Consider the following 25,307-nt stretch of genomic DNA (forward strand, 5'->3'; position numbering starts at 1 on the left):
TGAGCGGGCTGACGCGGTGACCCACGCGTACCCCCGGTGGTGTTCACTGGAATTCATGTCCGACCCCGCCGCGCCGTCGACCGGGCACCGCCCGGCCGGCCCTTGGGGCTCGGGCATGGTCACCGCGATCGGCGTACCCCCGCAGAAGCCGCCGCCGGGCGGCCCGCCCGCGGGCCCGGGCCCGGACGGTCCGCGCCGCCGGCGGCGGCAGCTGGTGCTGTTCGGCGGCATCGCCGCCGCGATCCTCGCAGTCGGTCTGACCGTCATCCTCGTGCTGGCGCTCTCCGGCGACGGCGACGCGTTCGGGCGCAGGGCCGACAAGCCCACCGATGTACGCCCCCCGCTGGCGCAGGCGTGCCCCGCGCCGACCGTGGCGCCCAGCGGGGCCCCCACGCCGCCCCCGCCCCCGCCCGTGTCGGGGCCCCGCACGGTCGACGAGCAGGCCGGCATCTCGTACCGGGCGTACGGGGCGCCGTGGCAGCGGTGGGACGAGGTGTGGCGGGCCGGGACGCTGCGCGTGCAGTACCGGGTGGGGCAGCACTTCATCACCGAGGACTACCCGGGCGGGCAATACCACGCCTCGATCCTGTCGGCGGCGGTACCGGCCGCGGACAACGACGCGGTGACCCTGGACCTGCAGTGCGTGGGCCGTCAGGTGGTGGCGGACGTCCGCGCCGAGTACTACCCACAGCCCAACACGTTGGACCGGCTCCGCGACGAGCTGACCACGCTGGGCGGGCGGCCCGCCTGGGTCAGCGAGTTCCGGCTGCACTTCCACGAGCCCGGCCTGTCCGCCACCGACGAGCTGTCCGCGGTCGCGGTGATCGACGTGGGCCGCCCCGCCGCCGCCGTCCTGTACGTGTCCATTCCCGGCACCCACCGGCAGTACGACCACGTCGTCGACGAAGTGCTCGCGTCCGTGCGCCCGGTGTGACCGTGCCGGATACCGCGCGCGCTACTGTCACTTCGTGGCCCGCACACTGAAGATCCCCGCGACGAAGTATCCGATCGAACGGCTCACTCTCGACAACGGTCTGCGGGTGGTCCTCGCGCCCGACCGCAGCGCCCCCGTGGTCGGCGTCGCGGTCGTCTACGACGTGGGCATCCGCTCCGAGCCGCAGGGCCGGACGGGCTTCGCGCACCTCTTCGAGCACCTCATGTTCCAGGGCTCGGAAAACCTGGAGAAGCTCGCCCACTTCCGGCACGTACAGGGTGCCGGCGGCAGCTTCAACGGCTCCACCCACCTCGACTACACCGACTATTTCGAGGTGCTCCCGGCGGGCGCCCTGGAACGGGCGCTGTTCCTCGAAGCCGACCGGATGCGTGGTCCCCGGCTCACCGAGGAGAATCTGCGCAACCAGGTGGACGTGGTCAAGGAGGAGATCCGGGTCAACGTCCTCAACCGACCGTACGGCGGCTTCCCCTGGCTGAAGCTGCCCCCGGTGATGTTCTCCACCTTCCCCAACGAGCACGACGGGTACGGCTCGTTCGAGGACCTGGAGAGCGCCACGGTCGCCGACGCGCAGGAGTTCTTCCAGCGCTACTACGCCTGCGGCAACGCGGTGCTGTCGGTCGCCGGTGACTTCGACGTGGCGCAGGCGACCGCCATGATCGAACGGCACTTCGGTGACGTCCCGGCCCGCCCGGCGCCGCCGCGCCCCGACTTCGACGAGCCCGACCTGTCCGGCGAGCGCCGCGAGGCGTACACGGACCGGCTGGCGCCGCTGCCCGCGGTGGCCAGCGGCTGGCGGGTGCCCGACCCGATCGGTGATTTCGCGGCCTACCTGCCGTTCGTGGTGCTGGCCGAGGTGCTCACCGACGGCGACGCGTCGCGGCTGGTGGAGCGGCTGGTGCAGCGCGACCGGACGGCCACGAACGTGGGCGGCTACATCGGCTTCATGGGCGACGAGTACCAGGTGCGCAACCCGACCGCGTTGCTGCTGCAGGCGCATCTGCCGCCGGGCGGGGACGCCGACAAGGTTCTGCGTACGGTCGACGAGGAGCTGGACCGGCTGGCGAGCGACGGGCTGCGCCCCGGCGAGCTGGCCCGCACGCAGGCCCGGATGGCCACGCACCTGCTGCGCGACACCGACGCGGTGCTGGGCCGGGCGTTGCCGATGGCCGTGCTGGAACAGCAGCGCGGCGCACCGGAACTGCTCAACGATCTGCCCCGCCTGGTCGGGCAGGTCACCGAGGCACAGGTCGTCGCGGCCGCCGCCACCCTGCGGCCGGAGCGCCGCGCCACCGTCGAGGTCGTACCGGGAGCCGCCCAGTGAGCGCGAAGACAGTGAGCGCGAAGACAGTGAGCGCGAAGACGTTGCCCGACCTGGTGCCGGACGCCCAGCTCAAGCTGCCCAAGCAGGCCGAGCGGACGCTGGACAACGGGCTCACCGTGATCGCCATCCGGCGCGCCGCGGTGCCGCTGGTGGAGGTGCGGCTGCGGGTGCCGTTCGGGCGGGCGCCGCTGCCCCGGGCGACGCTGCTGTCGCAGGCGATGTTCACCGGCACGGGCACGATGTCCAGCATCGAGATCGCCGCCGAGCTGCAGGCCGTCGGCGGTGGACTCGCCGCCGGGCTGGACCCGGACCGCCTGCTGGTCACCGGCAACGCGCTGGCCGGGGGCCTGGAGCGCACCCTGGAGATCCTCGCGGCGGTGCTCACCGACCCGGCGTACCCGGCGGAGGAGGTGGCGACCGAACGGGAACGGCTGGTCGACCACATCCAGGTGGCGCAGAGCCAGCCCGCCCACCTGGCCCGTACGGCGCTGCTCAAGCGCATGTACGGCCGCCACCCGTACGCGGTGCAGACGCCGGAACCTGAGCAGGTGCGCGGGGTGCGCCCGGCGCAGCTGCGCGCCCTGCACGCCGACCGGGTCCGCCCCGACGGCGCCACGCTGGTGCTGGTCGGCGACCTCAACCCGGAGAAGGCGATCGACGCCGCCGAGAAGGCCCTGGGCGGCTGGATCGGCCCGGGCCGCGACGGCAGCATCCCGGCCGTCCCGGCGCTGGAGCCGGGCCCGCTGGTGCTGGTGGACCGGCCGGGTTCGGTGCAGTCGTCGCTGCGCATGGCGCTGCCCGCCGTGCCGCGCACGCACCCGGACAGCGCGGCGCTGCAACTGGCCAACCTGATCTTCGGCGGCTACTTCTCCTCCCGGTGGGTGGAGAACATCCGCGAGGACAAGGGCTACACGTACGGCCCGCACACCTCGATCGAGCACTTCGTGGCCGGTTCCGCGCTGATCGTGGCGGCCGAGGTCGCCACCGAGGTGACCGGCCCCGCGATGCTGGAGACCCTGTACGAGCTGGGCCGCATCGCCAGCCTCCCGCCCGGCGAGGAGGAGCTGGAGCAGGCCCGGCGGTACGCGTTGGGCACGCTGCGCCTCGGCATGTCCACCCAGGCCGGACTCGCGGGCCTCGCCAGCATGTACGCCAGTTTCGGCCTGCGCCTGGACTACCTGCGGGAGCACTCGGCCGCGCTGGCCGCGGCGACCCGGGAGCAGGTGGCCGAGGTGGCCTCCCGCTACCTGGCCCCGTCGCTGGCCGTGACGGTGGTGCTCGGCGACGCGGACAAGGTGGAGGCGCCGCTGGCCGCGCTGACCCCGGTGGAACGCAGCGAGGGATGAGTATTCCGGCCGCCGTCCCCGGCGCAGAGGGAGCCCCCGCCGCCGGGATCGTCCCGGACTATGGTGAGGATTGGAACTACGGGCCGCGTGACGGCCTCTTCGAGGAGCCCGACGCGGACGGGCCACCGCTGGCCCGTACGTTGCTCAACCGGGCCGCGCACCGGCGCAGCAATCCCGACTGGCTGGCCCATGCGTGGCGGGAAGCCAAGGTGCTCGTCGTCGACATCGTCAACGGCGGCCGCGCCCTGGTGAAGGACGCGACCGGCGGTGCGGTGCTGGTGTTCGTCACGGCCGCCGAGGCGCCAGACGGGGAGCGCTTGTTCCTCGGTATCGACGTGGACGGCAGCCCGGTTTTCATGATCGACGCGGCGTTGCCCGAGCTGCCCGACGCACGTCCCGCGACCCTGCGCGACATCGGGCATCTGCTCGACGCCAACGACGCCGGAGTGTTCGCGGCGGCCGCCGCGCTGGGCAACTGGCACGCCACGCACCTGTTCTCACCGCGCACCGGGCGGCCGACCCGGGTGATCGAGGCGGGCTGGTCGCGGGTGGACGATGACGGCGGCCAGATGTGGCCGCGCACCGACCCCGCGATGATCGTGCTGGTGCATGACGGGGTGCCCGGGCCGCAGGGCCGGTGCCTGCTCGGACACAATGCGTCCTGGCCGCAGATCGGCGAGGTGCGCCGGTACTCCTGCCTGGCCGGTTTCGTCGAGCCGGGGGAGTCGGCCGAGGCCGCCGTCGTGCGCGAGGTGATCGAGGAGGTCGGGATACGGCTGAGCAGCCTGCACTACGAGGGCAGCCAGTCGTGGCCGTTTCCGGGGTCGTTGATGCTCGGCTTCACGGCGGTCGCCGATGCCGACCAGGTGCTGGTGCTGGATCCGGCGGAGATCGACGACGCGGAGTGGTTCACCCGCGCCGACGTGACAGCGATGATCGCGGGCGAATACGTGCAGCCGGGCAGCGGGATGCGGATGGGCCTGCCGATGCGCTCGTCGATCGCATTCTTCCTGATCGAGCGCTGGCTGGGCGCCTGAGAAGGTGCGGACATGCGAAGACCCCGGTGTTGAGCCGGGGTCTTCGCGATCGGTCTCGGCTGGGTCAGCCCGCCACGCCCGAGCCGGCCAGCGCGCTCTTGACCTGGACGATGCTCGGGTTCGTCAGGACGACCTCCGTACCGCCGTCGGCGGGCACGATGCGTACGGTCGGCACGGTCTGGTTGCCGCCGTTCACGCTCATCACGAAATCCGCCGCGGCCGGATCCTGCTCGATGTCGACCACGTCGTAGGCGATGCCCTCGCGGTCGAGCTGCGACTTCAAGCGGTGGCAGTAGCCGCACCACGGCGTCGAGTACATGGTCAACATCGGAGTCGTCCCTTCGCAGAGGATCACATGGCACAGCGCCTTCGGTGGAAACGTCGGACGGGGGTGCCATGATTCCCGGTTGTGACAGCGGAGCGCGTACTTGCCGGGCTCGACCCGGAGCAGCGTACGGCGGTGACCGCGCCCGCCGGGCCGGTCTGCGTCCTGGCCGGGGCCGGTACAGGCAAGACGCGCGCCGTCACGCACCGGATCGCGTACCGTGCCGCGTCCGGCGAGATCAGCCCGCGTCATGTGCTCGCGGTCACGTTCACCGCCAGGGCGGCCGCCGAGATGCGGGCCCGGCTCGCCGGGCTGGGCGCCTCCGGCGTGCAGGCGCGGACGTTCCACGCCGCGGCGTTGCGCCAGGTCCGCTACTTCGCGTCCCGGCTGCTGGCGGGCCGGGCCATGCCGGAGCTGATGGAGAGCAAGGCCCGGCTGGTCGGCCTCGCCGCCGCCCGCGCCGGGGTCCGGGTCGACCGCAGCGGTGCCCGCGATCTCGCGGGCGAGATCGAGTGGGCGAAGTCCTCCCTGGTCGAGCCGGGGGAGTATGCGGTCGCCGCGGCCAAGGCCCAGCGTGAGCCGCCGCACGAGCCCGCCAAGGTGGCCGAGGTCTTCGCGGCGTACGAGTCGCTCAAGCGCCGCCAGGGTGTGATCGACTTCGAGGACATGCTGCGCGCCGCGGTCTGGGGCATCGAGGAGCACCCGGACGTCGCCGAGCAGATCCGCGCGCAGTACCGGCACTTCGTCGTCGACGAGTACCAGGACGTCAATCCGTTGCAGCAGCGGCTGCTGGAGGCGTGGCTGGGCGGCCGTGACGACCTGACCGTGGTCGGCGACGCCAGCCAGACGATCTACTCGTTCACCGGCGCCACCGCGTCGTATCTGATCGACTTCCCGCGGCAGCGCCGCGGCGCCGTGGTGGTCCGCCTGGTGCGCGACTACCGCTCCACCCCGCAGGTGGTCGGGCTGGCCAACGCGGTCATCCGGCAGGCACGGGGCAGCGAGGCGCGGCTGCGGCTGGAACTGGTGGGCCAGCGGCCGCCGGGGCCCGAGCCCGACCTCAAGATCTTCCCGGACGAGCCCGCCGAGGCCGCCGCGGTGGCCCGCCGCTGCCGGGATCTGCTGGCCGCGGGCACTCCGGCCAGCGAGATCGCGGTGCTCTTCCGGACCAACGCCCAGTCGGAGGCGTACGAGGAGGCGCTGGCCGAGGCCGAGGTGCCGTACGTGGTGCGGGGTGCGGAGCGGTTCTTCGAACGGGCCGAGGTGCGCGGGGCGATGGTCGCGTTGCGTGCGGCCGTGCGTTCCACGCCGGGGGAGACCCCGCTGGTGGAGGCGGTGACCGAAGCGCTGTCCGCGACCGGCTGGGTGCGCGACCGGCCCCCGGCGGGCGGGGCGCAGCGCGAGCAGTGGGAGGCCCTGGCCGCGCTGGTTACCCTCGCCGAGGAGTACGCGGCCGCGCCGCAGCTCGTACCGGTCGGCGAGGCGGCCGCCGTGCAGCGGGACGTGTCGCTGGCCGCGTTCTGCGACGAGCTGGCCCGCCGCGCCGAGCAGCAGCACGCCCCCACGGTCGAGGGGGTCACGCTGGCCTCCCTGCACTCGGCGAAGGGCCTGGAGTGGGACGCGGTGTTCCTGGTCGGGCTGGCCGAGGGCACCCTGCCCACCACGTACGCGAAGACCCCCGACCAGGTGGAGGAGGAACGCCGCCTGCTCTATGTCGGGGTGACCCGGGCCCGTCAGTGGCTCTGGCTGTCGTACGGGCAGTCGCGCTCGCCGGGCGGCCGGGCCCGGCGACCCTGCCGCTTCCTGCCCCAGCTCGACGGCACGGGCGGCCCGGAACGCGCCAGGCCGCCCGGCAGTCGCAAACCCGACCGGCGCCCCCCGCGGGTGGTGTCCTGCCGGATCTGCGGCTCGACGCTGCTGGCCGGTGCCGACCGCAAACTGGGCCGCTGCGCCACCTGCCCCTCAGACCTGGACCCCGAGCTGTACGAGCGCCTCCTGCAGTGGCGTGCGACCGCCGCGGCCGAGCAGAAAGTCCCTGCGTACGTCGTGTTCACGGACGCCACGCTGGTGGCCCTGGCGGAGCGGCGCCCGAGCACTCCGGCGGAGCTGCTGGCCATCGGCGGGATCGGCCCCCGCAAGCTCGGCCAGTACGGCGATGCGGTGTTCGCGCTCGTGACCGGCGCGGACCCCGCCGAGCTGCCCCGAAAAAACTTTGAGAACTAGTCCGTTAATTCGTTTGCCCTCCCCGCGGGGGTAGGCATAGCCTCATGGCACACCTCGACGAGCACGGGTATCAACCCTGCTCACCGGGGGTCTGTAAGACATCGGAATCGAGCGCGAGGCAATGGAGGAGGTGGCAACGATGAAGATCTTCACGATTCAGCGACCGTCGCTGCTGCCTGTTGCTGCCTGTGCTCCGTCCGCTTCCTGGCTGCCGTCCACCGCGCGCGTCGCGGTGCTCGCGGTCGAGCGGGCCCCGTTGTCGCAGGCGCACCAGGTCCAGAGCCAGGCCGAGCTGGCTCTGCTCGCGGGCGTCGATGCGAAGTACGGGACCACTGGGTTCAAGGGCAGCAACAGCGTCTCCAAGAAGCGCATGACGGATGGCGCCAGCGGTGTCCCGCCTCGAGGAAGGCCGGTCTGATCAACCAGACCAACCGGCTCACCTCGAGGCCGCGGAACCCGTAACCGGGATCCGCGGCCTTACTTATTTGCCGGCCTACCGGCCGGTGCACGACCGATCCAGAAGATCGAGAAAGAGAGAGGTGACCGGGCTTTATGAGTCTGGCGCTGGCCCCACTCGACGTGAGCGTCGACGTGGAGGCAAACCTGCCCTGTCGGAAGTTCGACCCGGACCTGTGGTTCTCGGACTCCCCGGCCCAGCTGGAGCTGGCCAAGTCGCTCTGCGGGGACTGCCCGCTGCGCGTCGAGTGCCTCGCCGGTGCGGTCGAGCGGAACGAGCCCTGGGGTGTCTGGGGCGGCGAGATCTTCGAGCGGGGTGCCGTGGTGCCGCGCAAGCGGCCGCGGGGTCGGCCCCGGAAGGTCGACGTCGCGCGCGACGCCGAGCTCAAGGTCGAGGTCGAGGAGCGGCTCGCCGCCAGCGGTCTCGAGCGCAACGCCGTGCGACTGGCGGCCTGACATGACCATCACCACCCCTTACCGAGAGACGAGCACCGTAACCGTGAACCCGAATGGAGCACCGAAGATGAGACTCATCCAAGAAGCGTTGTCCCGTGCTCGAATGCGTCGGCCTCAGGCGTACCGCACTGAGGCGCACCGTCCCGCTCGTCAGATCGCCACCGAGGCGCGCTACCGCGCCGCCGGCGAGCTGGGCGGAATCCGTTACTGACCGATCGAGCACGTGATCCGCTGAGATGACAAGGGGCCCGTCCGCGATGCGCGGACGGGCCCTCTTCGCGATGTCTGCCGGGCGTCAGGCCACCGGGGCGAAACCGGGCAGCCACTTCTCCACGATCGATCGGTACGGCGCCTGCGCCTCCAGCTGGCACAGCACCGCGATCGAGCCCAGCGTCACCCGGTGGATCAGCAGGTACGACGGCGGCAGGTTGAGCTTGCGACTGAGCTGGTACGCCGGGGACCGCGGGCTGGACAACCGCCCGGCCTCGGAGCGCAGCCACGATCGGGTGAACCGGAACGTGTCACCGGCCAGCGGCTCGATCATCGGGCGCAGGAAGTTCAGTACGGCCACCGCGTCGAGTTCGTCGTCGGGCTTGATGAAGCCTTCGTCGCGCAGTCCGTCGGCGACCGCCTCGGCGTCGCCGTCCAGCGCGAGGCGGACGAGACGACCGATCGGCTCCGGGTGACCGCCGGGTAGCCGGGCCACCGCGCCGAAGTCGATGACGCCGAGCCGCCCGTCCGGCAGGATTCGGTAGTTCCCGGGGTGCGGGTCGGCGTGCAGCAGCCCCGCCCGGGCGGGAGCGGAGAAGTGCAATACGGCCATGAGCCGGCCCGCCTCGTCGCGCTGCGCCTCGTCGCCGTCGCTGATCACCCGCGCCAGTGGGGTGCCCTCGACCCACTCGGTGACCAGCACGCGCGGGGCGGCCGTGACCACCCGCGGGACGAAGATCTCCGGGTCGTCGGCGTACGCTGCGGCGAAGGTCCGGTGCGCCTCGGCCTCCATGGCGTAGTCGAGTTCCTCGGTGATCCGGTCGCGCAGCTCCGCGAGCAGCGGCTTGATGTCCATCCCCGGATGGATGATCTTGAACATTCCGGCCAGCCGGGACAGCTGCTTGAGGTCGGCCAGCAGGGCTTCCCCGGCGCCGGGGTACTGCACCTTCACCGCGACGGCCATCGTCTTGGGCTTCGCGTTGCGGCGGGCCGGCGGCAGCTTCCACACCGCCCGGTGGACCTGCCCGATGCTGGCCGCGGCGGCCGGGCTGTCGTCGAACTCGGCGAAGTGCTCCCGCCAGTCCGCACCCAGCTGCTCGGCCAGGGCCTTGTGCACCGTGGCGACCGGCATCGGCGGCGCCGCCTCCTGCAGCTTGGTCAGCGCCTGCCGGTACGGCCCGGCCATCTCCTCGGGCAGGGCCGCCTCGAACACCGACAGCGCCTGGCCGAACTTCATCGCGCCGCCCTTGAGCTGGCCGAGGACGCTGAACAGCTGTTCGGCGGTGCGCTGCTGGATGTCGGCCGAGATGACCTCGGAGGCCATGCCGACGGCCCGCTTGCCGAACCCGAGCGCCGTACGTCCGGCGAAGCCGAGGGGCAGCGCGGCAAGCTTCGCGGTCCGGGAGGCCGCGCGACGCGGGATGTCGCTCACCAGATCATTGTGACCGACCGTGCCGAGTGTCACCGACCGGGATGAATACCTTTGCTCCCGGCCGCGCTGCAAGTCCGGGTTATCCCGCCCGGAAAGCGTCAGTTGCCGGCGCCCCACGCCAGGCGAGGTCTATTCCGGCTCGCCACTATTCCGGCTCGCCAGGGGCCGGGTCTCGTCCGGCTGGGAGCCGGCGGGCGCCTCGGGTGCGGCTGCAGCCGCAGTCGGGATGTGGTGGCCAGGTGCGCCGCCGGATCCGTCCGGGCGCGCCGATCTCCACCGCTCCGCCCAGCGTCTCCGCGATGCCGCCGTCGAGGTACGTCAGCGCCTCGGCCGCGGCGTACGCGGTGGCGGCCAGCAGGGTGGTCACGGCGCAGGGTTCGGCCGCGCCCGGGCCGGGCGCGGCACCCGGCCAGCCCGTGTCGCGCTCGCGCCGATGCAGGTCGAGACAGTTCAGGCACGGTCCACCCGCGGGCGGTACGAGCGGGCCCACGACCGCGACGCCGTCCTGGACGGTCACGGCGAGGTGGGCCTGGCGGCGTGCCGCGTGGGCGGCGGCCAGCAGCGCGGCGGGCTGGTCGTGCCCGAGCTGGACGACCAGCGTGGCCTGGCCGCGGCGGACCGGTCCGGTTCGGGCCTCGGGCGCGGCGCGGCGGACTGCCGCGGCGACGGCCGCTCGCCGGGGCGTGCCGACGTCGTCGCTGGTCAGGGGGCCGCCGGGCAGGTCGGCGCGGCTGACGTGGCCCGGGAGATCCGGATCGACATGGCCGACTCCGGCGGCGGCGAGGGCCACCGCGATCGGTGCGCCGAGCCGACCCCGCCCGGCGACCACGACCTGCGCCGCGGCCCGGCGCCGCAGGGTGCGCGCGGGGGTCGAGGTGGACGGCGCGGGTACGCGCGGCGGCGGGCCCGTACGCCGCAGCGCCAGGGCGGCGGCCTCTCCGGTGAGCCGGTCCCTGGTGTCGGCCGGCAGCGCGCTGGGCAGCAGGTTGCGCCCGGCCAGCACGTAACCGGCGGTGTGCAGGGCGTCCAGCAACGTCCGCGCGTCGTCGGGCGGCACGCCGAGCGCTGCGGCGCGGGCGAGGACCACCCGTTCCGGCCGGGTGCCGTCGAGCAGGTCGAGCAGAGCGGCGGTGCGCGGGTCCGGCAGTTCGAGCAGGATGGCCCGGCCGGGATCGAGCCCGAGCTGCAGCGTGTGCGACCCGCGCCAGATCCGCGGTACGCCGGGCAGCAATGTCGGTCGCAGCAGAGGTGTCCGCGTCATGGGTGACAGATTGTCACTACGGCAGCGCTCTGCGGAGATGGTTGTCCACAGGGCCGCACCCGCTCGCGCAGCGTTATCCACAGGCAAACGCGAGTTATCCACAGCCTCACGTGGCTGTGGGTGTGCCCGACAATCACCTAACGTGGCGGGACCGCCACGGGTTACGGCCGGACGGGGCGACTCCGGCGTCGCCCCCTCCGGCCCGACCGGCGATCAGGCCTTGGCCTTGCCCAGGATCCGGTTCACGGTCGTGCCGCAGACCGGGCACTTGCCCTTGGCCATGTTCATGCCCGTCTTCGAAACCTCCACGGTGCCCTGGAAGTCGCGCTTCTCCTTGCACTTCACGCAGTAGCCGTTGTACGTGTTGTCGGCCACGGTTCCTCCTCGTCTCGTTGTCGGCCGGGTCGGCCCGGGTGCCACCGGGCTGCGGTGGGACCGCTTCCCGTGCGGCGCTGGGCCGCTCCGCGACCACCTGGATGTGGCCACCCGCTCGGGGCGCTCCCTACCCAGGTCGGGCCGTTTCCATGTCGGCGCGGACGTCGACGGTGTCGCCGACGTCGTGAGTGTGCGATGCGAGATGTCCGAATAGGGGCAGATATGCCGAGACACGCCGAGGAATACGCTCAGAAGCTCCCAAACAGTACAGATAGGCGCCGCCGCAGCCCTGCCCCCGATGTGAGCTATCGTGGTCCGGATCGGGTGACCCCGCGGTGCGGCGCGGAAAAATCTTCCGGGCGCATCGGTACAAACCTTAAATTTCTGCCGCGTGTCGCCCGCTGTGCTCTTGCGGTGACCTGGGGCTCTCGGATTAGCGTCTCAACGTGAACCCGAAACTGGGCCGCGCGAGCCGGTAATGGCCCGCACGCGCAAGCCTGTCGTCGAGGTGCGGCGCAGCCAGCGCCGTCGCCGAACGGTGTCCGCCTACCGCGACGGTGAACGGGTAGTCGTCCTCATTCCGGACCGGTTCTCCCGAGCCGAGGAGACCGAATGGGTCGCCCGGATGCTCGCCCGGCTGGCCGCCCGCGAGGAGCGCATCCGGCGCACCGACGACGAGCTGCAACTGCGCGCCCGGCGGCTGGTCAACCGTTACCTCGCCGACCACGCGCTCAACGCCGCGCCCAACAGCGTCCGCTGGGTGACGAACCAGAACGGTCGCTGGGGCTCCTGCACCCCCGACGACGGCACGATCCGCATCTCCCACCGGATCCAGGAGATGCCCGACTGGGTCATCGACTACGTGCTGCTGCACGAGCTCGCCCACCTGGTCGTGCCGAGCCACAGCGCGCGCTTCTGGGACCTGGTCAACCGCTATCCGAAGTCCGAGCGCGCCCGCGGCTACCTGGAGGGCATCTCGGCCGCCACCGGCCTGGTCCTCGACGACTGACCGCCGGCCGCGCCGAACTGTCGGAGGCGCTCGCTAGCCTCGGCACGTGGTGAAGCGGATCGTCGTCGCGCTGCTCGTACCCGTCCCCTGGCATCCGCCCGGCACGGACGCGGCCGCCTGGCGTGCCGCGCTGGCCGAGGACGTGGCCGACCTGCTGGCCCGGCTGGCCCGGGCCGAGGCCGCCATCGCCACCACCACCGCAGACCGGGCGCTCGCGGAGGAGATCGCCTGGCCCGGCATGCGGATCTACGAGGTGCCGACCCTGACCGTACGGCCGGTGTTCGCCGCGGCCGCCGCGGACGGCTTCGACGAGGCGGCGATCGTCGCGGCGGACGCTCCCGACGTACCCGGAATGATCCTCGGCAAGCTGCTGCGCCCGCTGTCCCCCAAGCCGGTGGCGGTGGCGCCCGCCGTGCCGGGGCCGGGGGCGTTCGGTGTGGCGGCGCGGCTGCCCGTGCCGGACTGGCTGCCCGACCTGGGCCTGGACGCGGCCGCCCCGATGGCGCTGCGCCGGACGGCGCCCGAGCCCAGCCTGGTCGAGTCGACCCCGGACTGGCGCCGCCTGCGGGGCCCTGCCGAGCTGTCCGCCCTCGACCCGGCCCTCGAAGGCTGGGACGCCACCCGTGCGCTGCTCGGCGGCTGAACCCCGACCGGCGGTGGAGCCCCGGAGGTGGACCTCCGTCGGCCTACGCCTCGCCGCCGGGTTCGTCGTCCTCGGCGGGCTTCTCGTCGTCCGTGCCGAGCTTCTCCAGATCGGAGATGTCCCAGTCGAGCCGCGCACTGGCGAAGGCCTGCGGGTCGGCGAAGTCGTCGTCGGTCGGCAGCAGGTCGGGGTGCTCCCAGAGCCCGTCGCGCCCCTGGATGCCGCGCTGCTCGCCGAGCGCCGCCCAGAGCGCCCCGGCCTCGCGCAGCCGCCGGGGCCGCAGCTCCAGACCCACCAGCGCCGCGAATGTCTGCTCGGCGGGGCCGCCCGCGCCGCGCCGCCGCCGGAACGCCTCGCCCAGCGCGGCCACCGACGGCAGCCGGTCACCGGCCGCGCTGTCCACTACCGTGCCGACCCAGCCCTCGATCAGGGCCAGAGCGGTCTCCAGGCGGGCCAGGCTGGCCTTCTGCTGCGGGGTGTCCTCCGGCGTGAAGATGCCCTCCAGCGCCATGGCCTGCATCGTCTCCGGGTCGGACGGGTCGACCCTGCTCATCGCCTCTTCGATCGCGTCCCGGTTGACGGTGATCCCGTTTGCGTACGTCTCCACTGCGCTGAGCACGTGCGCGCGCAGCCACGGGACGTGCTGGAACAGCCGCTGGTGGGCCGCCTCGCGCAGTGCCACGTACAGCCGGACCTGGTCCTCGGGCAGCTCCAGGCCCTCGCCGTACCCCTTGATGTTGACCGGGATGAGCGCGGCCGTGCCGGCCGGGCCGAGCGGCAGGCCGATGTCGCCGGCCGAGAGGACCTCGGCCGCGAGCTGGCCCAGCGCCTGGCCGAGCTGGCCGCCGAAGAGCGCGCCGCCCAGGGTCGCCACCATCGACTGCATCGGCCCGAGCTGGGCCCTCGCCTCCTCGGGTACGAGGTCGCCCATCGCGCCGACCATCCGCCCGGCGATCGGGTCGCACAGTTTGCGCCACACGTCGAGGGTGTTGTAGATCCACTCGTTGCGGTTCCAGGCGGCCGCGGTCTGGATGCCCGAGGGCAGCGCGGAGACCGGGTCGAGCCAGTGGTCGGCCAGCCGCAGCGCCTCCTCGACCTGGTTGCGTTCGACGATGGTCACCGCGGGGTCGCCCGCCGCGGCCAGCTGACTGGCGGCCACCTGCCGGGCGAGGTCCCAGTTCACCGGGCCGCTGCCGGGGGAGGCGAACATCTGCTGCAGCTGAGCCATGAACTGCTGCATCTGCTGGGGGTCGGAGGGGTCCGGCGGCTGGGCGCCGGGCAGCGAGAAGCCGAACGGGATATCAGGCACGAGGTCCACGGTACGCGCGAACCGCCCGCCCGGAACTGACGCAGGTGTCCGCTCAGAGAGAACTCAGCAGGTTGCCAGCTCCGGCTCAGCACGGCTCAAGTCCCAGCTCAGGGAGAACTCAGAATGGTTGGATACGCTTCCGCGCATGAGACGTCGCGGTGTCACCGTCATCCTCGGCGCCCTGATCACCGCGCTGCTGGCAATCGGTGTCATGGCCATGCCCCTGCCGTACGTGGTGCTCAAGCCGGGGCCGACGGTGAACACGCTCGGCTCGGACAACGGCAAGGAAGTCATCCAGGTCAAGGACGCTCCCACCTCGACGTCCGCCGGCCAGCTCCGCATGACCACCGTGGGGGTGCAGCCCGACGTCGAGCTGATCTGGGCGATCCGCGGCTGGTTCAGCAAGGAGCAGGCGGTCGTGCCGCGCGAGCTGATCTACCCGCCGGACCGCACGGAGAAGCAGGTCGAGCAGGACAACAAGGAGGAGTTCCAGTCGTCGCAGTCCGCCGCGGAGACGGTGGCGCTGGGCAAGCTGGGCTACCCCGTGCAGACGTACGTGAAGAAGGTCACCGCGGGTGGCGCGTCGGACGGCAAGCTGCGCGCCGAGGACATCGTCACGTCGGTCGACGGCACCGCCGTCACCAGTCCGCAGAAGCTGACCGAGCTGATCCGGGCCAAGCCGGCCGGGGCCACGCTGACCGTGGCGTACACGCGGGACGGCAAGCCGGGGACGGCCTCGATCACCACCAAGGCGGACAAGGACGGCAAGACCCCCCGGATCGGGGTGGAGATCGACAAGCGGCAGCCGCACCCGTTCAAGGTGAGCATCGACCTGGACGAGATCGGCGGGCCGAGCGCCGGGCTGATGTTCACCCTGGGCATCATCGACAAGCTCACCCCGGCGGACCTCACCGGCGGCAAGATCATTGCCGGTACGGGAACCATGGACGACGACGGCAACGTGGGGCCGATCGGCGGAATCCCGCAGAAACTGGTCGGCGCCAAGGAGGCAGGGGCGCAGATGTTCCTCGTGCCGGCGGACAACTGTGCCGAGGCGATGCGCAACTCCGTGCCCGGCCTGCCGATGGCGAAGGTGGCCACCGTCGACGACGCCCTCACGGCTGTGAAGACGTTCACCAGCGGTGGCACGCCGACCCCCTGCCCGGCGGCGTGAGCCGGGGGCCGTCGTGTGGCCTCGCCGTTCGTCGCCCGGCCGCGCAAGAATCGGTCCGGGTGTACCGGGTACACCCGGGCAGCATCGTAGTGTGAGTCACCGGCCGGCCGCCGCGGCCGGCGGACGGCGAGACCGAGTGTGTGGAGCCAACGTTGGTCATGCGTAGCAGCCCGCTGCCGAGGATGAGCCGCCGTGGTCGCGTGACCGTGGGCGTCCTGGTGGGGGTCTTCCTCCTGTTCACCCTGCTCGGCTGGGGCATCGACGCGTACACCGACTGGCTGTGGTTCAACGAGGTCGCGTTCACGAACGTCTTCACCGGGGTCCTGCTGACCCGGTTGCTGCTGTTCGTGGCGGTCGGCCTGGCCATGGCCGTGATCATCGGCGTGAACCTGTATCTGGCGTACCGGCTGCGGCCCATGCTGCGTCCGCACTCCGCCGAGCAGGCCACCCTCGAGCGGTACCGCATGATCATCGCGCCGCGGATCGGCACCTGGATCACCGTGGTGTGCGCCGTCATCGGCTTCTTCGCCGGGCTGAGCGCCCAGAGCCGGTGGAAGGACTGGATGCTGTTCCGCAACGCCCAGCCCTTCGGCGTCAAGGACCCTCAGTTCAAGGTGGACATCGGCTTCTACGTCTTCGAGTACCCGTTCTGGCGCTATCTGCTCGGCGTGGGCTTCACCGCGATCGTGTTGTCGGTCATCGGCGCTCTGACGGTGCACTACATCTTCGGCGGGGTCCGGCTGCAGGGCGTCGGCGACCGGATGACGTCGGCCGCGCGCGCCCACCTGACCACCCTGGTGGCCTTCTTCGTGCTCCTCAAGGCGGTCGCGTACATCCTCGACCGGCGGGCCCTGCTGCTGGAACAGCACGTCTCCCCGGGGCTGTACGGCGCGGGCTACACCGACGTCAACGCGCTGCTGCCGGCCAAGGAGATCCTCGCGTACATCTCGATCGTCGTGGCGATCGCGATCATCGTCTTCTCCAACGCGGTCATGCGTAACCTCGTCTGGCCCGGCGTCGCCCTCGGCCTGCTGGCCATCTCCGCGGTCGCGATCGGCGGCATCTACCCGCTCACGGTGCAGAACTTCCAGGTGCAGCCGAGCCTGCAGGACAAGGAATCGCCGTACATCGCGCGCTCCATCGAGGCGACCCGTGCCGCGTTCGGCCTGGACAAGACACAGGTGAGCGCGTACCTCGCGTCGAACACCACGCCGCCGGCGAACCTGCCGGCCGACACCAGCGCCCAGAACGTCCGGCTGATCGATCCGCAGCTGGTGTCCGAGGCGTTCACCCAGTCCCAGCAGGTGCGCGGCTTCTACGACTTCGGCCAGAAGCTCGACGTCGACCGCTACACCACCGCTGGCACCACCCGCGACTACGTGGTCGGCGTCCGCGAGATCAACGACGGCCAGCTCACCCCGCAGCAGCGCAACTGGCTCAACCGCCACACCGTCTTCACCCACGGGTACGGCCTGGTGGCCGCCCCGGCGAACCAGGTCTGCGGCGGCGGCCTCCCGTACTTCGTCTCCGGCTTCCTCGGCGCGGGCCAGCAGACCAACTGCTCGTCGCCGACCGAGGAGATCAAGGTCGACCAGCCGCGGGTCTACTACGGCGAACAGGCCACCGAGTACGCCATCGTCGGGCAGGCCGACAAGAACAAGAACGTCGAGTTCGACCGCCCCCAGCCCGGCGACAACAACGCCGGGGAGCGCTACACCTACACCGGCACCGGGGGTGTGCCGATCGGCTCGACGTTCCGCCGCTTCGTCTTCGCCATCAAGAACGCGGAGAGCAACTTCCTGCTCTCCGACGCGGTCAACAGCAAGTCCCGGCTCATGTACGTGCGCGACCCGCGCACCCGGGTGGAGAAGGTGGCGCCGTTCCTGACCATCGACGGCGACCCGTACCCCGCCGTCGTGGACGGGCGGATCAAGTGGATCCTGGACGGCTACACGACGTCGTCGACCTACCCGTACTCGCAGCAGATCAACCTGCAGCAGCAGACCCGCGACGAGCTGACGAACCAGGGCACGTTCGCGCTGGCCCGCGACAACGTCAACTACATGCGCAACTCGGTCAAGGCCACCGTCGACGCGTACGACGGCACGGTCACCCTGTACGAGTTCGACGACCAGGACCCCGTGCTCAAGGCGTGGAACAAGGCGTTCGGCGGGCACCTCATCACCCCCAAGGCCGAAACCCCGCCCGACCTGGCCGAGCACTTCCGGTACCCGGCCGACCTGTTCAAGGTGCAGCGCAACCTGCTGGCCCGCTTCCACGTCGTCAACCCCGCCGAGTACTTCAGCGGGCAGGACTTCTGGCAGGTCCCGAACGCCCCGGACAACCCCGACCGGCAGGTGCAGCAGCCGCCGTACTACCTCAACGTGCAGCTGCCCGGCCAGGAGGGCACCCGGTTCCAGCTCACCTCGGCGGTGACGCCGAACAACCGGCAGAACCTGGCCGCCCTGATCTCCGGCTCGTACGTCGACAACCAGCCCCGTCTGGAAGTGCTGGAGCTGCCCGACCAGACGGTGATCCCCGGCCCCGTTCAGGTCCACCAGAAGATGACAAACAACGCGGCCGTACGTTCCGAACTGACCCTGCTGTCGAACAGCAACCAGAGTCAGGTGCTGTTCGGCAACCTCATCTCCCTGCCCATCGGCGACGGGATGCTGTACGTCGAGCCGGTGTACGTCAAGAGCGGCCAGGAGAACGCCGTACCGCTGCTCCAGAAGGTCCTCATGTCCTACGGCGACGGCGGCGAGTACGTCGTACTGGCCAACAGCCTCAAGGCAGGGCTCGACCAGCTGGTCGCGCAGGGCAAGAACCAGTCCGGAACGAACAGCGGCAACACCGGGAAACCACCGGCGTCGGGCACCCCGCCCGCACTGACCGGGCAGCTCGCCCAGGCCGCCGCCGACCTGGACCAGGCCATCGCCAACGTCAAGGCCGCCCAGCAGTCGGGTGACTTCACCCGTTGGGGTCAGGCCATGCAGCAGCTCGACACTGCCATGACGAACTTCCAGAACGCGCAGAAGGCGGCCGGTGCCGGTGGCACGCCGACCGGGAGCCCGTCGACGCCGGCCTCGGGAGCACCCTCAGCACCACCGTCCACGAACCCGACACCGGGTAGTTGACCTGCCGGTTTGTCATGAAGGCCCCGTCGCTTCCGCGGCGGGGCCTTCAACGTGAAGGGGAGTGTGGCGTGCGTCTCGGGGGGTGGTTTTGCAGACGGCTACGGCATTGCGCTAGGGTTAACAGGCCGACGCGGGGTGGAGCAGCTCGGTAGCTCGCTGGGCTCATAACCCAGAGGTCGCAGGTTCAAATCCTGTCCCCGCTACCACGGGAAAGGCCCCTCAGAGAATCTCTGAGGGGCCTTTTTCTTGCCTCGTGCAGCCAGCTTTGCAGCCAAGCGGCAGGATCAGGCGGTTTCGTCGTCGCTGTCCGGGGGACTCCAGCCGTCGCCGAAGATCATGCCTGCGACTTTCTCGGCGGCCTGTCGGTCGCGGCTGGTCGAGCGGCGGGTGTAGATCGAGAGTGTGTGGGCCATCGTCGCGTGGCCCATCCGGTCCGCCACAACCTTCGGGACCACGCCGCCGTCCAGGGAGACGGTCGCGTAGGTGTGCCGGATGTCGTGCAGCCCCGCAAGGTGGCAGCTGAGGATCGCGACGCCGCGGTGCACCACGCGGTGGATGTTCTTCACGGTTTTCGGTGGCCAGTCCCAGCGGGCCGTCGACCGCGCCGGCTCCCCAAGACGTGGGTTGTAGATGGTCCGGGCGAGGCTGACCTGAAGCGGTGTGCCGAACACCCCGAGCAATGCGGAGGAGGTAGCGGCGGCACGGAACACCGTACCCCCCGGGAGTCAGCCCTGGCATCCTCGGACAGGTCCTTGCGGACGGCGTCGAGGTCGAGCGCTTGGATCTCCACGGCCGCTCTCACTCGGCGATTACCTGGATGTGGGACCAGGAGCCCGCGATTGGCGGATGTCTGAGTCAACCAGGTGGCTAGGCGGACTCGAGCCCTTCGGGCGGTTCACACAGCGGACATACATCATCTAGCTCCGTAAAGAACAACGAAGCCTCCTTGATGCATATCTCATTCACCTTGGCAATACTACGTAGGTCTGTTTTAAGCGCTATTCGCAGAATGTAGGTTTTCTTGGTCATCCGGTGATCGGCGACGAGGCGCTCCGAAAAGCTGGTCAATAGGACAAGCCGCGACGACCTGAACATCAGGCGCTGAATCAATTGGGCCGCACTGAAGCTCTGCAGAGCGCCCTTCGACAGGCTGATGTAATCAGAAGTACTCCGTAAGTCCCAGAAAGGTGCAATTCCATTGAGCATCCGTAAGAGGTTCCTCGGAGCCATGGCGTTTGTCGCCACGATTGCGTCGGCCGCAATATTTAGCGCTACCCCCGCGTCGGCAGCTGTTGTGGACAGCGGCCCTTGGGAGATCCGCCCTTATGCCAATTCCACCAAGTGCGTGGAGATTCCAAATGGTTCCAAGTCGGATAGCACGGTCGCGGATCTTTGGAGTTGTGCCAGCGCGGCGTTGCCCAACAACACGGGGGGCATTACGCCGTTGTGGCATCGCTGGATTTGGCGGAAAATGTCAAGCGGCTACTTCGAGATCATCAATGGCAACAGCGGGAAATGCCTTAATGTGCCGGGCGGATCCCTGAACAATAGTGTCAAGATCATCCAGTACACGTGCACCACGGACTCGAGCTCTGCCAAGAACGACAGGTGGGAGCAGGTCTGGGTAAAGAATGCCAACGGGTATTCCTGGTACGAGATCGTGAATCAGAATTCTCACAAGTGTCTGAACCTCCCGAACGGGGCCAACGCCAACGGAACTCAGCTGATTCAGTACACCTGCGGTGCCGGTGCATCCAATGAGATCTTCACCTGGGTTCCCGCTAAGCAGGTCTGAGACATTCCCGGGTGCTCCACGACCACATGGCACGTGGACATCAAGCTGGACTGGCAAGACGACTGAAGACGAAGAATCCGGTGTCGAGCTGAGACGCACCGAGACGTGGATCGGGTGTCCGTCCAGGCTCTGCGGATCGGGCGCGACAGCGTGCGGCGGGTGAGACGTCGGAAGGACCCGGCATAACCCAGAGGTCGCAGGGTTCAATCCAGTCCGCTACTACGGGAAACGGCCCCTCAGAGACCCTCTGAGGGGCCGTTTCATATGGGTACGTAAACCGACGTTCATCGCGCTGACCTGCGGAAACAGGCAGGGCGCGCGTGTGAAGATCGTGTGTTCGTTCGTCGGTTGCTGGCTCTCGCGGATCTTCTGGCCGTGGTCGCCGCCGCGACGGCCTTCGCCTCCGTTGCCGTCTCTGGCGCGCGTTGATCCCTGGGCGGACTGGATGCGCTCTGTGCTCGTCCCGGATCCGGCCGGTGCTGAATCTCGGCGCGACGCGTGCAGGTGTTGTGTGCATTCGCGCTGGTGAGAAGTGGTTCACAGCCTGCTGCCGCTGATCGGCAGTACGGTCCGCGCTTGATCTTCTTCGAGGACGGCGACAACTCGGCTCCAGCGCGTGTGGCCGAGCCGCAGCGGCGCGTTGCGGGAGCTCGCTATGTGGCGACCAACCTGGCCGTGTTCGTCGTCTGCGTGGCTCTCACCATGGTCGGGATTCTGGCCCTGGCGCTGCTCACAGTGTTCGGTCTCCTGCTTGCCGCCAGGTAGGGAGGCGGTCACGCGCCGCGCAGTCGATAACCGGCATACAGGGACGCATCCAGGTCGTGGCGACCGGGACCCACAGAGCGGCGTCGCCGTCCTTGGTCGCCACGACCGTCGCGGACGGCCGACCCCGTCGGCTAGTTGTCCTGCCCGGTGGTGGGCTTGGCGAGCGTCCTGCTGCGCTGCTCGGCCGCGTCGAACAACGTGGACACGCGCGTCAGCTCCGCGCGGTCGGCGGGATCGAGGCGCTGGGCGTACTCGCGGCGGAGGTTCAGAGCGGTCGCCGACAATTGGACCTTGAAGTCGCACTGTACGTCCTGGACCGCGATCCTGATCTCCGATGCCCGGCGCTGCTGGAGAGTCCGGCGGTCAGTGCGGTACGCCACCGTGAGCTGCTCGACAACGGCGTGGGGCGAAGCGTACGAGTAGTGCTTCGTGCCCAGGCAGCGGCTCCACTCCCGTAGTTTCGCCGTGTACCGCGGGTCGGCTGTCGCCTCCGACTGCAACCGCATATTGAACTCCTGCGGCAGGTAGGCGATCCGGGCCCAGGTGTCGAGATCGCCGTACACCGCCGTGTGCGACCGGGCCGCACAGCCCTGCTTCGGGAACGTGTACACGATGCCCTCGGCGGCGTGGAACGTGGCCAGGTCGTCGGCCGGGCCGAGCAGGGCCGTACGCAGCCCGGCGCCGCCCCCCGAGTCGGCCGATTCCGGCCCTGCGGCGACCGGGCCGTCCGACAGTCCATATCCGTGCTTCCGGGCGTAGCCGAGTCGCACCGCGCGATTGCCGCTCGCGTCGGGTTGCGGCCGGTCGGCGACGCCCGCCCACGTGAAGCCGGAGTTGCTCATGCACTGCCGGGTGAGCGCCACGTCGACCTCGTCGACCCGGTATCGCCGCTCGGCGTAGTGGCCCGTATTGGTGATCATGTCAACGGTCGCCTCGTCGAGGCGGGCCGGGCCCGGGGCCGCCGCGGGTGTGGGGCGGTGCGCGCAGCCGACGAGGGCCCCGGCCGCCAGCACCGAGAGCAGAATCGCCCGGTATGCAGGACGCATTGTTTCGCCTCGCTCCGCAGTCGCGTGGTCCGAGCGGGTGCCTCCCGCTTCGGGGGGCACCCGCGTATCGGCTGATCAGCACCAGTTCATCGACGAGATGACGTCGGCCCAGCTGCCGCCGCCGGGGCGGCTGTTCTGGCGCAGGTCCGCGCGCCGACTGCCGATGATCTCGTTGAACGCGACGCCGGTGTAGCCCGGTCCCTCCCAGAAGTGCACAGTGCAGTTCACGCCGTTGTTGAACGATGACCAAGAGTTGTTGTCGATGTAGGACGGCAGGGTCGAGTTCGCGTTCCGTCCCTGCCAGCGCCTACCTTCGAAGTTGTTCAGCGGCCAGAGGCAGGCGTACTCGCTGGGGCAGTCTCCGAGGCTCAGCGTTGACACGTCACCCGCGGGGACCGGGGTCTTGCCGCTGCCGGGCGCGGCCTGCGCGGGCGCAGCGAACGCCCCGGCGGTCAGAGCGAACGCAGCGAGAACGGTCGCTGCGCGCCGAGCGTTGTTCATCATGTCGTTCCCCTTCTCACCGATCATTCCGGGTTGTCGCCCAGCTTTCCCCGGGATCGGCAGGGGATCGGAACCTTTCGATGTGGGTCGAATCGTGGACCGCGGTCCTGCTATGCGCCCGACAGGCGGCGGCCCAGATCCGTGGTCCGGTGCAGGATCTGCTTGCCCACCCGATGGCTGGTCAGCAGGCCCGCGTTGCGCAGGATGGCGGTGTGATGGCTGGCGGTCGCCGGTGACGTGCCGGTACACCGGGCCAGCTCGGTGGTCGAAGTCCCGAGCGACGCGGCACGCAGGATCGCGGCGCGGGTACGGCCGAGCAGCATGTCCACGCCGTCCGAGGAGGATCCGGCGTCGATCGTGGAGGACTCCTCCCGCGGTGCCGGGTAGACCAGAACCGGTTCGAGCGCCGGGTTGGCGAGGGCGACCGGGCTGCCCTGGCAGAAGTACGACGGGATCAGGGTGATGCCCCGGCCCCGCAGCACGAGCCGCTGATCTCGCGGATAGCCGTGCACCTGCAGCACCGGCGGGTGCCACCGCGTCGACGGGGACAGCTCGGTCAGGAGCGAGCTCATCCCGTCCTGCAGTACCCCGGATTGGCGTACCAGGCGGTGCTCGGTCACGCGCCGCCCGATCGTCGGCCAGTGCGGGCGTACGGCGACGTCGAAGTAGCGCCGCAGCCCCTCGCTCAGATGTCGGCGGGCGGCCGGCTGGCCGGCGGCGAGATCGGCGGTCCAGGGGGGCAGCGACGTACCCTGAGCGATCATCGTCTCCATCTGCCGCCGCACCTGGGTGCGCGGCGTGTCGGCGATGATGTCGATCATCTCCTCGATCTCCCCGGACCCGGTGGAGGGCGTGAGGAAATCGGGGAAGTAGAACGACAGCGGCATCAGGGGCAGCAGGGTCGACCGGAGCAGAGGCGCGAGCCCGGCGGCGCGAATGTCGCGCCGCACCTGTCGGTGCCAGTCGAGATGGTTGAGATAGCCGACCCTGGTCTGCAGGCGGTGAATGCTGAAGACCAGCTCCCACATGGGGTCGGCCGAGTCCCGGACCTTGGTCCGGGCCATGTCTTGTGCGTTGAAAACGATACTCAGGATGCCTGCCCCCATGGCTCTATTGTGGTGGTTGCGGTCGGGGAAGCCAGTGCCTGTCGGACGGGAGACATGGCGACGTGATATCAGCCTTGATCGCACCCACTGTGATTCGTCCCACGTCTGCCCCTGGTCCGGGAATCCGGCAATGAATGCTTGCCCCGTCAAGAATTCGGGTGGCGGAAATCGGCGACCCGGCGGGCCGGGCGGGCCCGGATCTGTGGCGTGCGCCACAGGGCGGCGATTGCGTCCACGAGCCGGGCCACCGGGTACCCGCAGAGCAGATTCTCAGCATCGCGGGCGCGCAGCCGATAAGACTGCGGTGAACCGGGCTTGGGGTGCAGGGGGTGAATGACACCGCGGGTGGCGCCGAGCTGTCGGCTGCGCTGTTGGCGCTGGAGGACCGGGTCATCGTCGACGCTGCTGCCGGGTACTCGGCCGCGGTGGAACTCGAACGGCGGGCTGACGCTCTGGGCGACACGGCGTTGCTCATGCGCGCCCGGCTGTGCTGGATCGACATGCTCCGGCGCACGGGTGACTACCGGGAGGCTGCCCGGCACATCAAGGGCATCCAGGCCTGGGCTCGCAAGTACGGCGACCGCCGCCTGCAGGCGCGTAGCCACCTGGTGTGGGCGAACATCGAGTGGCTGTCCGGAAATCGGGCCAAGACCCTGAGGCACGCGCAAAGCGCGGTCGAGTTGCTGGATGGTACGGCCACCCCGCACATGCAGATCTGGCACCGGCTCCGGCTGGCCAGTGCGCTGGCCGAGAACGGCGACATGGACGCGGCGCGGCCGTGTTACCGCCAGGCCGAGGAACTGGCCCGTGAACTCCACGAGTGGGAACGGCTCACCGTGGTGTTGAACAACTGGGCCTACGGCGAGTACAAGTCCGGTGACTTCCCGCGAGCCGGAAAGGTCGCGCGGCGCATGCAGGACCACGCCGTGGTGCGGGGCTACCACCTCGACGCGGGCGCGCTGGACACCATCGGCGCGATCCAGACCGCCAACGGCGAGTACGCCGAGGCGGAGCAGACGATGCAGGTGTGCATCGCCCGATACAAGAGCGCAGGGGTCAACGACGCCGACGAAATGGCCGAGTACCTGCTGACCCTGGCCAGGGCTCAGCGTGGCCTCGGCGCTACCGGCCGGGCCCTGGTCAGCCTGGACGCCGCCCACCGGCAATGCACAGAGGGCGACCTGCGCGAGATCCTGGTCCGGGTGTACGAGGAGAAGGCTGAACTGCACGCCGCCAGGGGTGAGCACGCCGAGGCGCTCGCCGCGAAGGAAGCCTTCATCGCAGCCCGGGAGAGCCTGTCCTCCCCGCGGCGAAAGCCCATGCGCTTCACCCTGCCGGCGATGTTCCGGCCCCACCGGGGTCTGCGAGGGAGCCGGGCCGGCGGGTGAGCAGCCGGTATCGCTGACGGATCACGGCCCCCCGAGA

At 70.3% G+C, this 25,307-nt stretch carries 23 protein-coding genes and 1 tRNA gene; 15 read left to right on the plus strand and 9 right to left on the minus strand.

The genetic code is table 11. The annotated features are described in order from the left end of the window. Window positions 1-55: 55 nt before the first annotated feature. The 4 genes from ACMCNN_RS03590 to nudC are packed head-to-tail and all read left to right on the plus strand — an operon-like array spanning window position 56 to window position 4,659. Complete coding sequence (locus ACMCNN_RS03590) at window positions 56-934, plus strand: hypothetical protein (protein ID WP_412744751.1); 879 nt, start codon at window positions 56-58, stop codon at window positions 932-934. 34 nt (window positions 935-968) lie between these two features. Further along, window positions 969-2,276, plus strand: coding sequence for a M16 family metallopeptidase (locus ACMCNN_RS03595; protein ID WP_412744752.1), 1,308 nt, complete (start codon window positions 969-971; stop codon window positions 2,274-2,276). Between the two features lie 26 nt (window positions 2,277-2,302). Then, window positions 2,303-3,622, plus strand: coding sequence for a M16 family metallopeptidase (locus tag ACMCNN_RS03600; RefSeq protein WP_412747036.1), 1,320 nt, complete (start codon window positions 2,303-2,305; stop codon window positions 3,620-3,622). After that, complete coding sequence (gene nudC / locus ACMCNN_RS03605; protein ID WP_412744753.1) at window positions 3,619-4,659, plus strand: NAD(+) diphosphatase; 1,041 nt, start codon at window positions 3,619-3,621, stop codon at window positions 4,657-4,659. Before ACMCNN_RS03600 ends, nudC begins: the two co-directional genes overlap by 4 nt. Window positions 4,660-4,723: 64 nt before the next feature. Here nudC and ACMCNN_RS03610 read toward each other — a convergent pair whose 3' ends face one another. Beyond that, complete coding sequence (locus ACMCNN_RS03610; RefSeq protein WP_412744754.1) at window positions 4,724-4,987, minus strand: mycoredoxin; 264 nt, start codon at window positions 4,985-4,987, stop codon at window positions 4,724-4,726. An 81-nt stretch (window positions 4,988-5,068) separates the two neighbouring features. Between ACMCNN_RS03610 and ACMCNN_RS03615 the strand changes: the two genes are divergently transcribed. The 3 genes from ACMCNN_RS03615 to ACMCNN_RS03625 all read left to right on the plus strand — a co-directional run bounded on the left by ACMCNN_RS03615 (window position 5,069) and on the right by ACMCNN_RS03625 (window position 8,119). Continuing rightward, window positions 5,069-7,207: an ATP-dependent DNA helicase UvrD2 gene (locus ACMCNN_RS03615; RefSeq protein ID WP_412744755.1), complete on the plus strand. Its 2,139-nt coding sequence runs from the start codon at window positions 5,069-5,071 to the stop codon at window positions 7,205-7,207. Window positions 7,208-7,346: 139 nt separating this feature from the next. Continuing rightward, window positions 7,347-7,625, plus strand: a complete 279-nt coding sequence (locus ACMCNN_RS03620) for a hypothetical protein (protein ID WP_412744756.1) — start codon at window positions 7,347-7,349, stop codon at window positions 7,623-7,625. A 134-nt stretch (window positions 7,626-7,759) separates the two neighbouring features. Next, entirely contained in the window at window positions 7,760-8,119 is a 360-nt protein-coding gene (locus ACMCNN_RS03625) for a WhiB family transcriptional regulator (RefSeq protein ID WP_412744757.1), read from the plus strand. Window positions 8,120-8,414: 295 nt separating this feature from the next. On the opposite strand, the gene ACMCNN_RS03630 is transcribed toward ACMCNN_RS03625, so the two are convergent. The 3 genes from ACMCNN_RS03630 to ACMCNN_RS03640 form a co-directional block, all read right to left on the minus strand. Next, window positions 8,415-9,761 (minus strand): ABC1 kinase family protein, encoded by a 1,347-nt coding sequence (locus tag ACMCNN_RS03630; RefSeq protein WP_412744758.1) that lies wholly within the window; start codon window positions 9,759-9,761, stop codon window positions 8,415-8,417. Window positions 9,762-9,906: 145 nt separating this feature from the next. Next, the gene (locus ACMCNN_RS03635; protein WP_412744759.1) at window positions 9,907-11,022 is read right to left on the minus strand and encodes a ThiF family adenylyltransferase; all 1,116 of its coding nucleotides are present in this window, start codon (window positions 11,020-11,022) and stop codon (window positions 9,907-9,909) included. Window positions 11,023-11,235: 213 nt separating this feature from the next. Then, window positions 11,236-11,397, minus strand: coding sequence for a DUF5679 domain-containing protein (locus ACMCNN_RS03640; protein WP_015625326.1), 162 nt, complete (start codon window positions 11,395-11,397; stop codon window positions 11,236-11,238). Between the two features lie 478 nt (window positions 11,398-11,875). On the opposite strand from ACMCNN_RS03640, the gene ACMCNN_RS03645 reads away from it, so the two are divergent. Then, window positions 11,876-12,406: a M48 family metallopeptidase gene (locus tag ACMCNN_RS03645; RefSeq protein ID WP_412744760.1), complete on the plus strand. Its 531-nt coding sequence runs from the start codon at window positions 11,876-11,878 to the stop codon at window positions 12,404-12,406. A gap of 46 nt (window positions 12,407-12,452) precedes the next feature. Beyond that, window positions 12,453-13,049, plus strand: a complete 597-nt coding sequence (locus ACMCNN_RS03650; protein ID WP_412744761.1) for a hypothetical protein — start codon at window positions 12,453-12,455, stop codon at window positions 13,047-13,049. A 43-nt stretch (window positions 13,050-13,092) separates the two neighbouring features. Here the strand turns inward: ACMCNN_RS03650 and ACMCNN_RS03655 are convergent, their stop codons facing one another. Continuing rightward, on the minus strand, window positions 13,093-14,358 hold the full coding sequence (locus ACMCNN_RS03655; protein WP_412744762.1) for a zinc-dependent metalloprotease: 1,266 nt from the start codon (window positions 14,356-14,358) through the stop codon (window positions 13,093-13,095). Window positions 14,359-14,503: 145 nt separating this feature from the next. Here ACMCNN_RS03655 and ACMCNN_RS03660 point away from each other — a divergent pair, with 145 nt between their 5' ends. The 3 genes from ACMCNN_RS03660 to ACMCNN_RS03670 all read left to right on the plus strand — a co-directional run bounded on the left by ACMCNN_RS03660 (window position 14,504) and on the right by ACMCNN_RS03670 (window position 18,875). Further along, entirely contained in the window at window positions 14,504-15,532 is a 1,029-nt protein-coding gene (locus tag ACMCNN_RS03660; RefSeq protein ID WP_412744763.1) for a PDZ domain-containing protein, read from the plus strand. A gap of 182 nt (window positions 15,533-15,714) precedes the next feature. Beyond that, a complete protein-coding gene (locus ACMCNN_RS03665; protein WP_412747037.1) occupies window positions 15,715-18,669 on the plus strand; it encodes a UPF0182 family protein in 2,955 nt (984 codons plus the stop codon). A 129-nt stretch (window positions 18,670-18,798) separates the two neighbouring features. Then, window positions 18,799-18,875, plus strand: a tRNA-Met gene (locus ACMCNN_RS03670). Between the two features lie 78 nt (window positions 18,876-18,953). Here ACMCNN_RS03670 and ACMCNN_RS03675 read toward each other — a convergent pair. Next, a complete protein-coding gene (locus tag ACMCNN_RS03675) occupies window positions 18,954-19,379 on the minus strand; it encodes a hypothetical protein (protein WP_412744764.1) in 426 nt (141 codons plus the stop codon). A 518-nt stretch (window positions 19,380-19,897) separates the two neighbouring features. Here ACMCNN_RS03675 and ACMCNN_RS03680 point away from each other — a divergent pair. Together ACMCNN_RS03680 and ACMCNN_RS03685 are read left to right on the plus strand one after the other, a co-directional pair. Further along, window positions 19,898-20,464, plus strand: coding sequence for an RICIN domain-containing protein (locus ACMCNN_RS03680; RefSeq protein ID WP_412744765.1), 567 nt, complete (start codon window positions 19,898-19,900; stop codon window positions 20,462-20,464). A 576-nt stretch (window positions 20,465-21,040) separates the two neighbouring features. Further along, a complete protein-coding gene (locus ACMCNN_RS03685; RefSeq protein ID WP_412744766.1) occupies window positions 21,041-21,229 on the plus strand; it encodes a hypothetical protein in 189 nt (62 codons plus the stop codon). Window positions 21,230-21,360: 131 nt separating this feature from the next. Here ACMCNN_RS03685 and ACMCNN_RS03690 read toward each other — a convergent pair whose 3' ends face one another. From ACMCNN_RS03690 to ACMCNN_RS03700, 3 genes are all read right to left on the minus strand, one after another. Next, on the minus strand, window positions 21,361-22,275 hold the full coding sequence (locus ACMCNN_RS03690) for a hypothetical protein (protein WP_412744767.1): 915 nt from the start codon (window positions 22,273-22,275) through the stop codon (window positions 21,361-21,363). A 75-nt stretch (window positions 22,276-22,350) separates the two neighbouring features. Then, window positions 22,351-22,779, minus strand: a complete 429-nt coding sequence (locus ACMCNN_RS03695) for a peptidase inhibitor family I36 protein (protein ID WP_412744768.1) — start codon at window positions 22,777-22,779, stop codon at window positions 22,351-22,353. 107 nt (window positions 22,780-22,886) lie between these two features. Further along, complete coding sequence (locus tag ACMCNN_RS03700) at window positions 22,887-23,840, minus strand: ArsR/SmtB family transcription factor (RefSeq protein WP_412744769.1); 954 nt, start codon at window positions 23,838-23,840, stop codon at window positions 22,887-22,889. Between the two features lie 371 nt (window positions 23,841-24,211). On the opposite strand from ACMCNN_RS03700, the gene ACMCNN_RS03705 reads away from it, so the two are divergent. Continuing rightward, on the plus strand, window positions 24,212-25,270 hold the full coding sequence (locus ACMCNN_RS03705) for a tetratricopeptide repeat protein (protein WP_412744770.1): 1,059 nt from the start codon (window positions 24,212-24,214) through the stop codon (window positions 25,268-25,270). The last annotated feature ends 37 nt before the right edge of the window (window positions 25,271-25,307 follow it).

It is taken from the genome of Krasilnikovia sp. MM14-A1004 (assembly GCF_047159485.1).
Classification (GTDB): Bacteria; Actinomycetota; Actinomycetes; order Mycobacteriales; family Micromonosporaceae; genus Actinoplanes.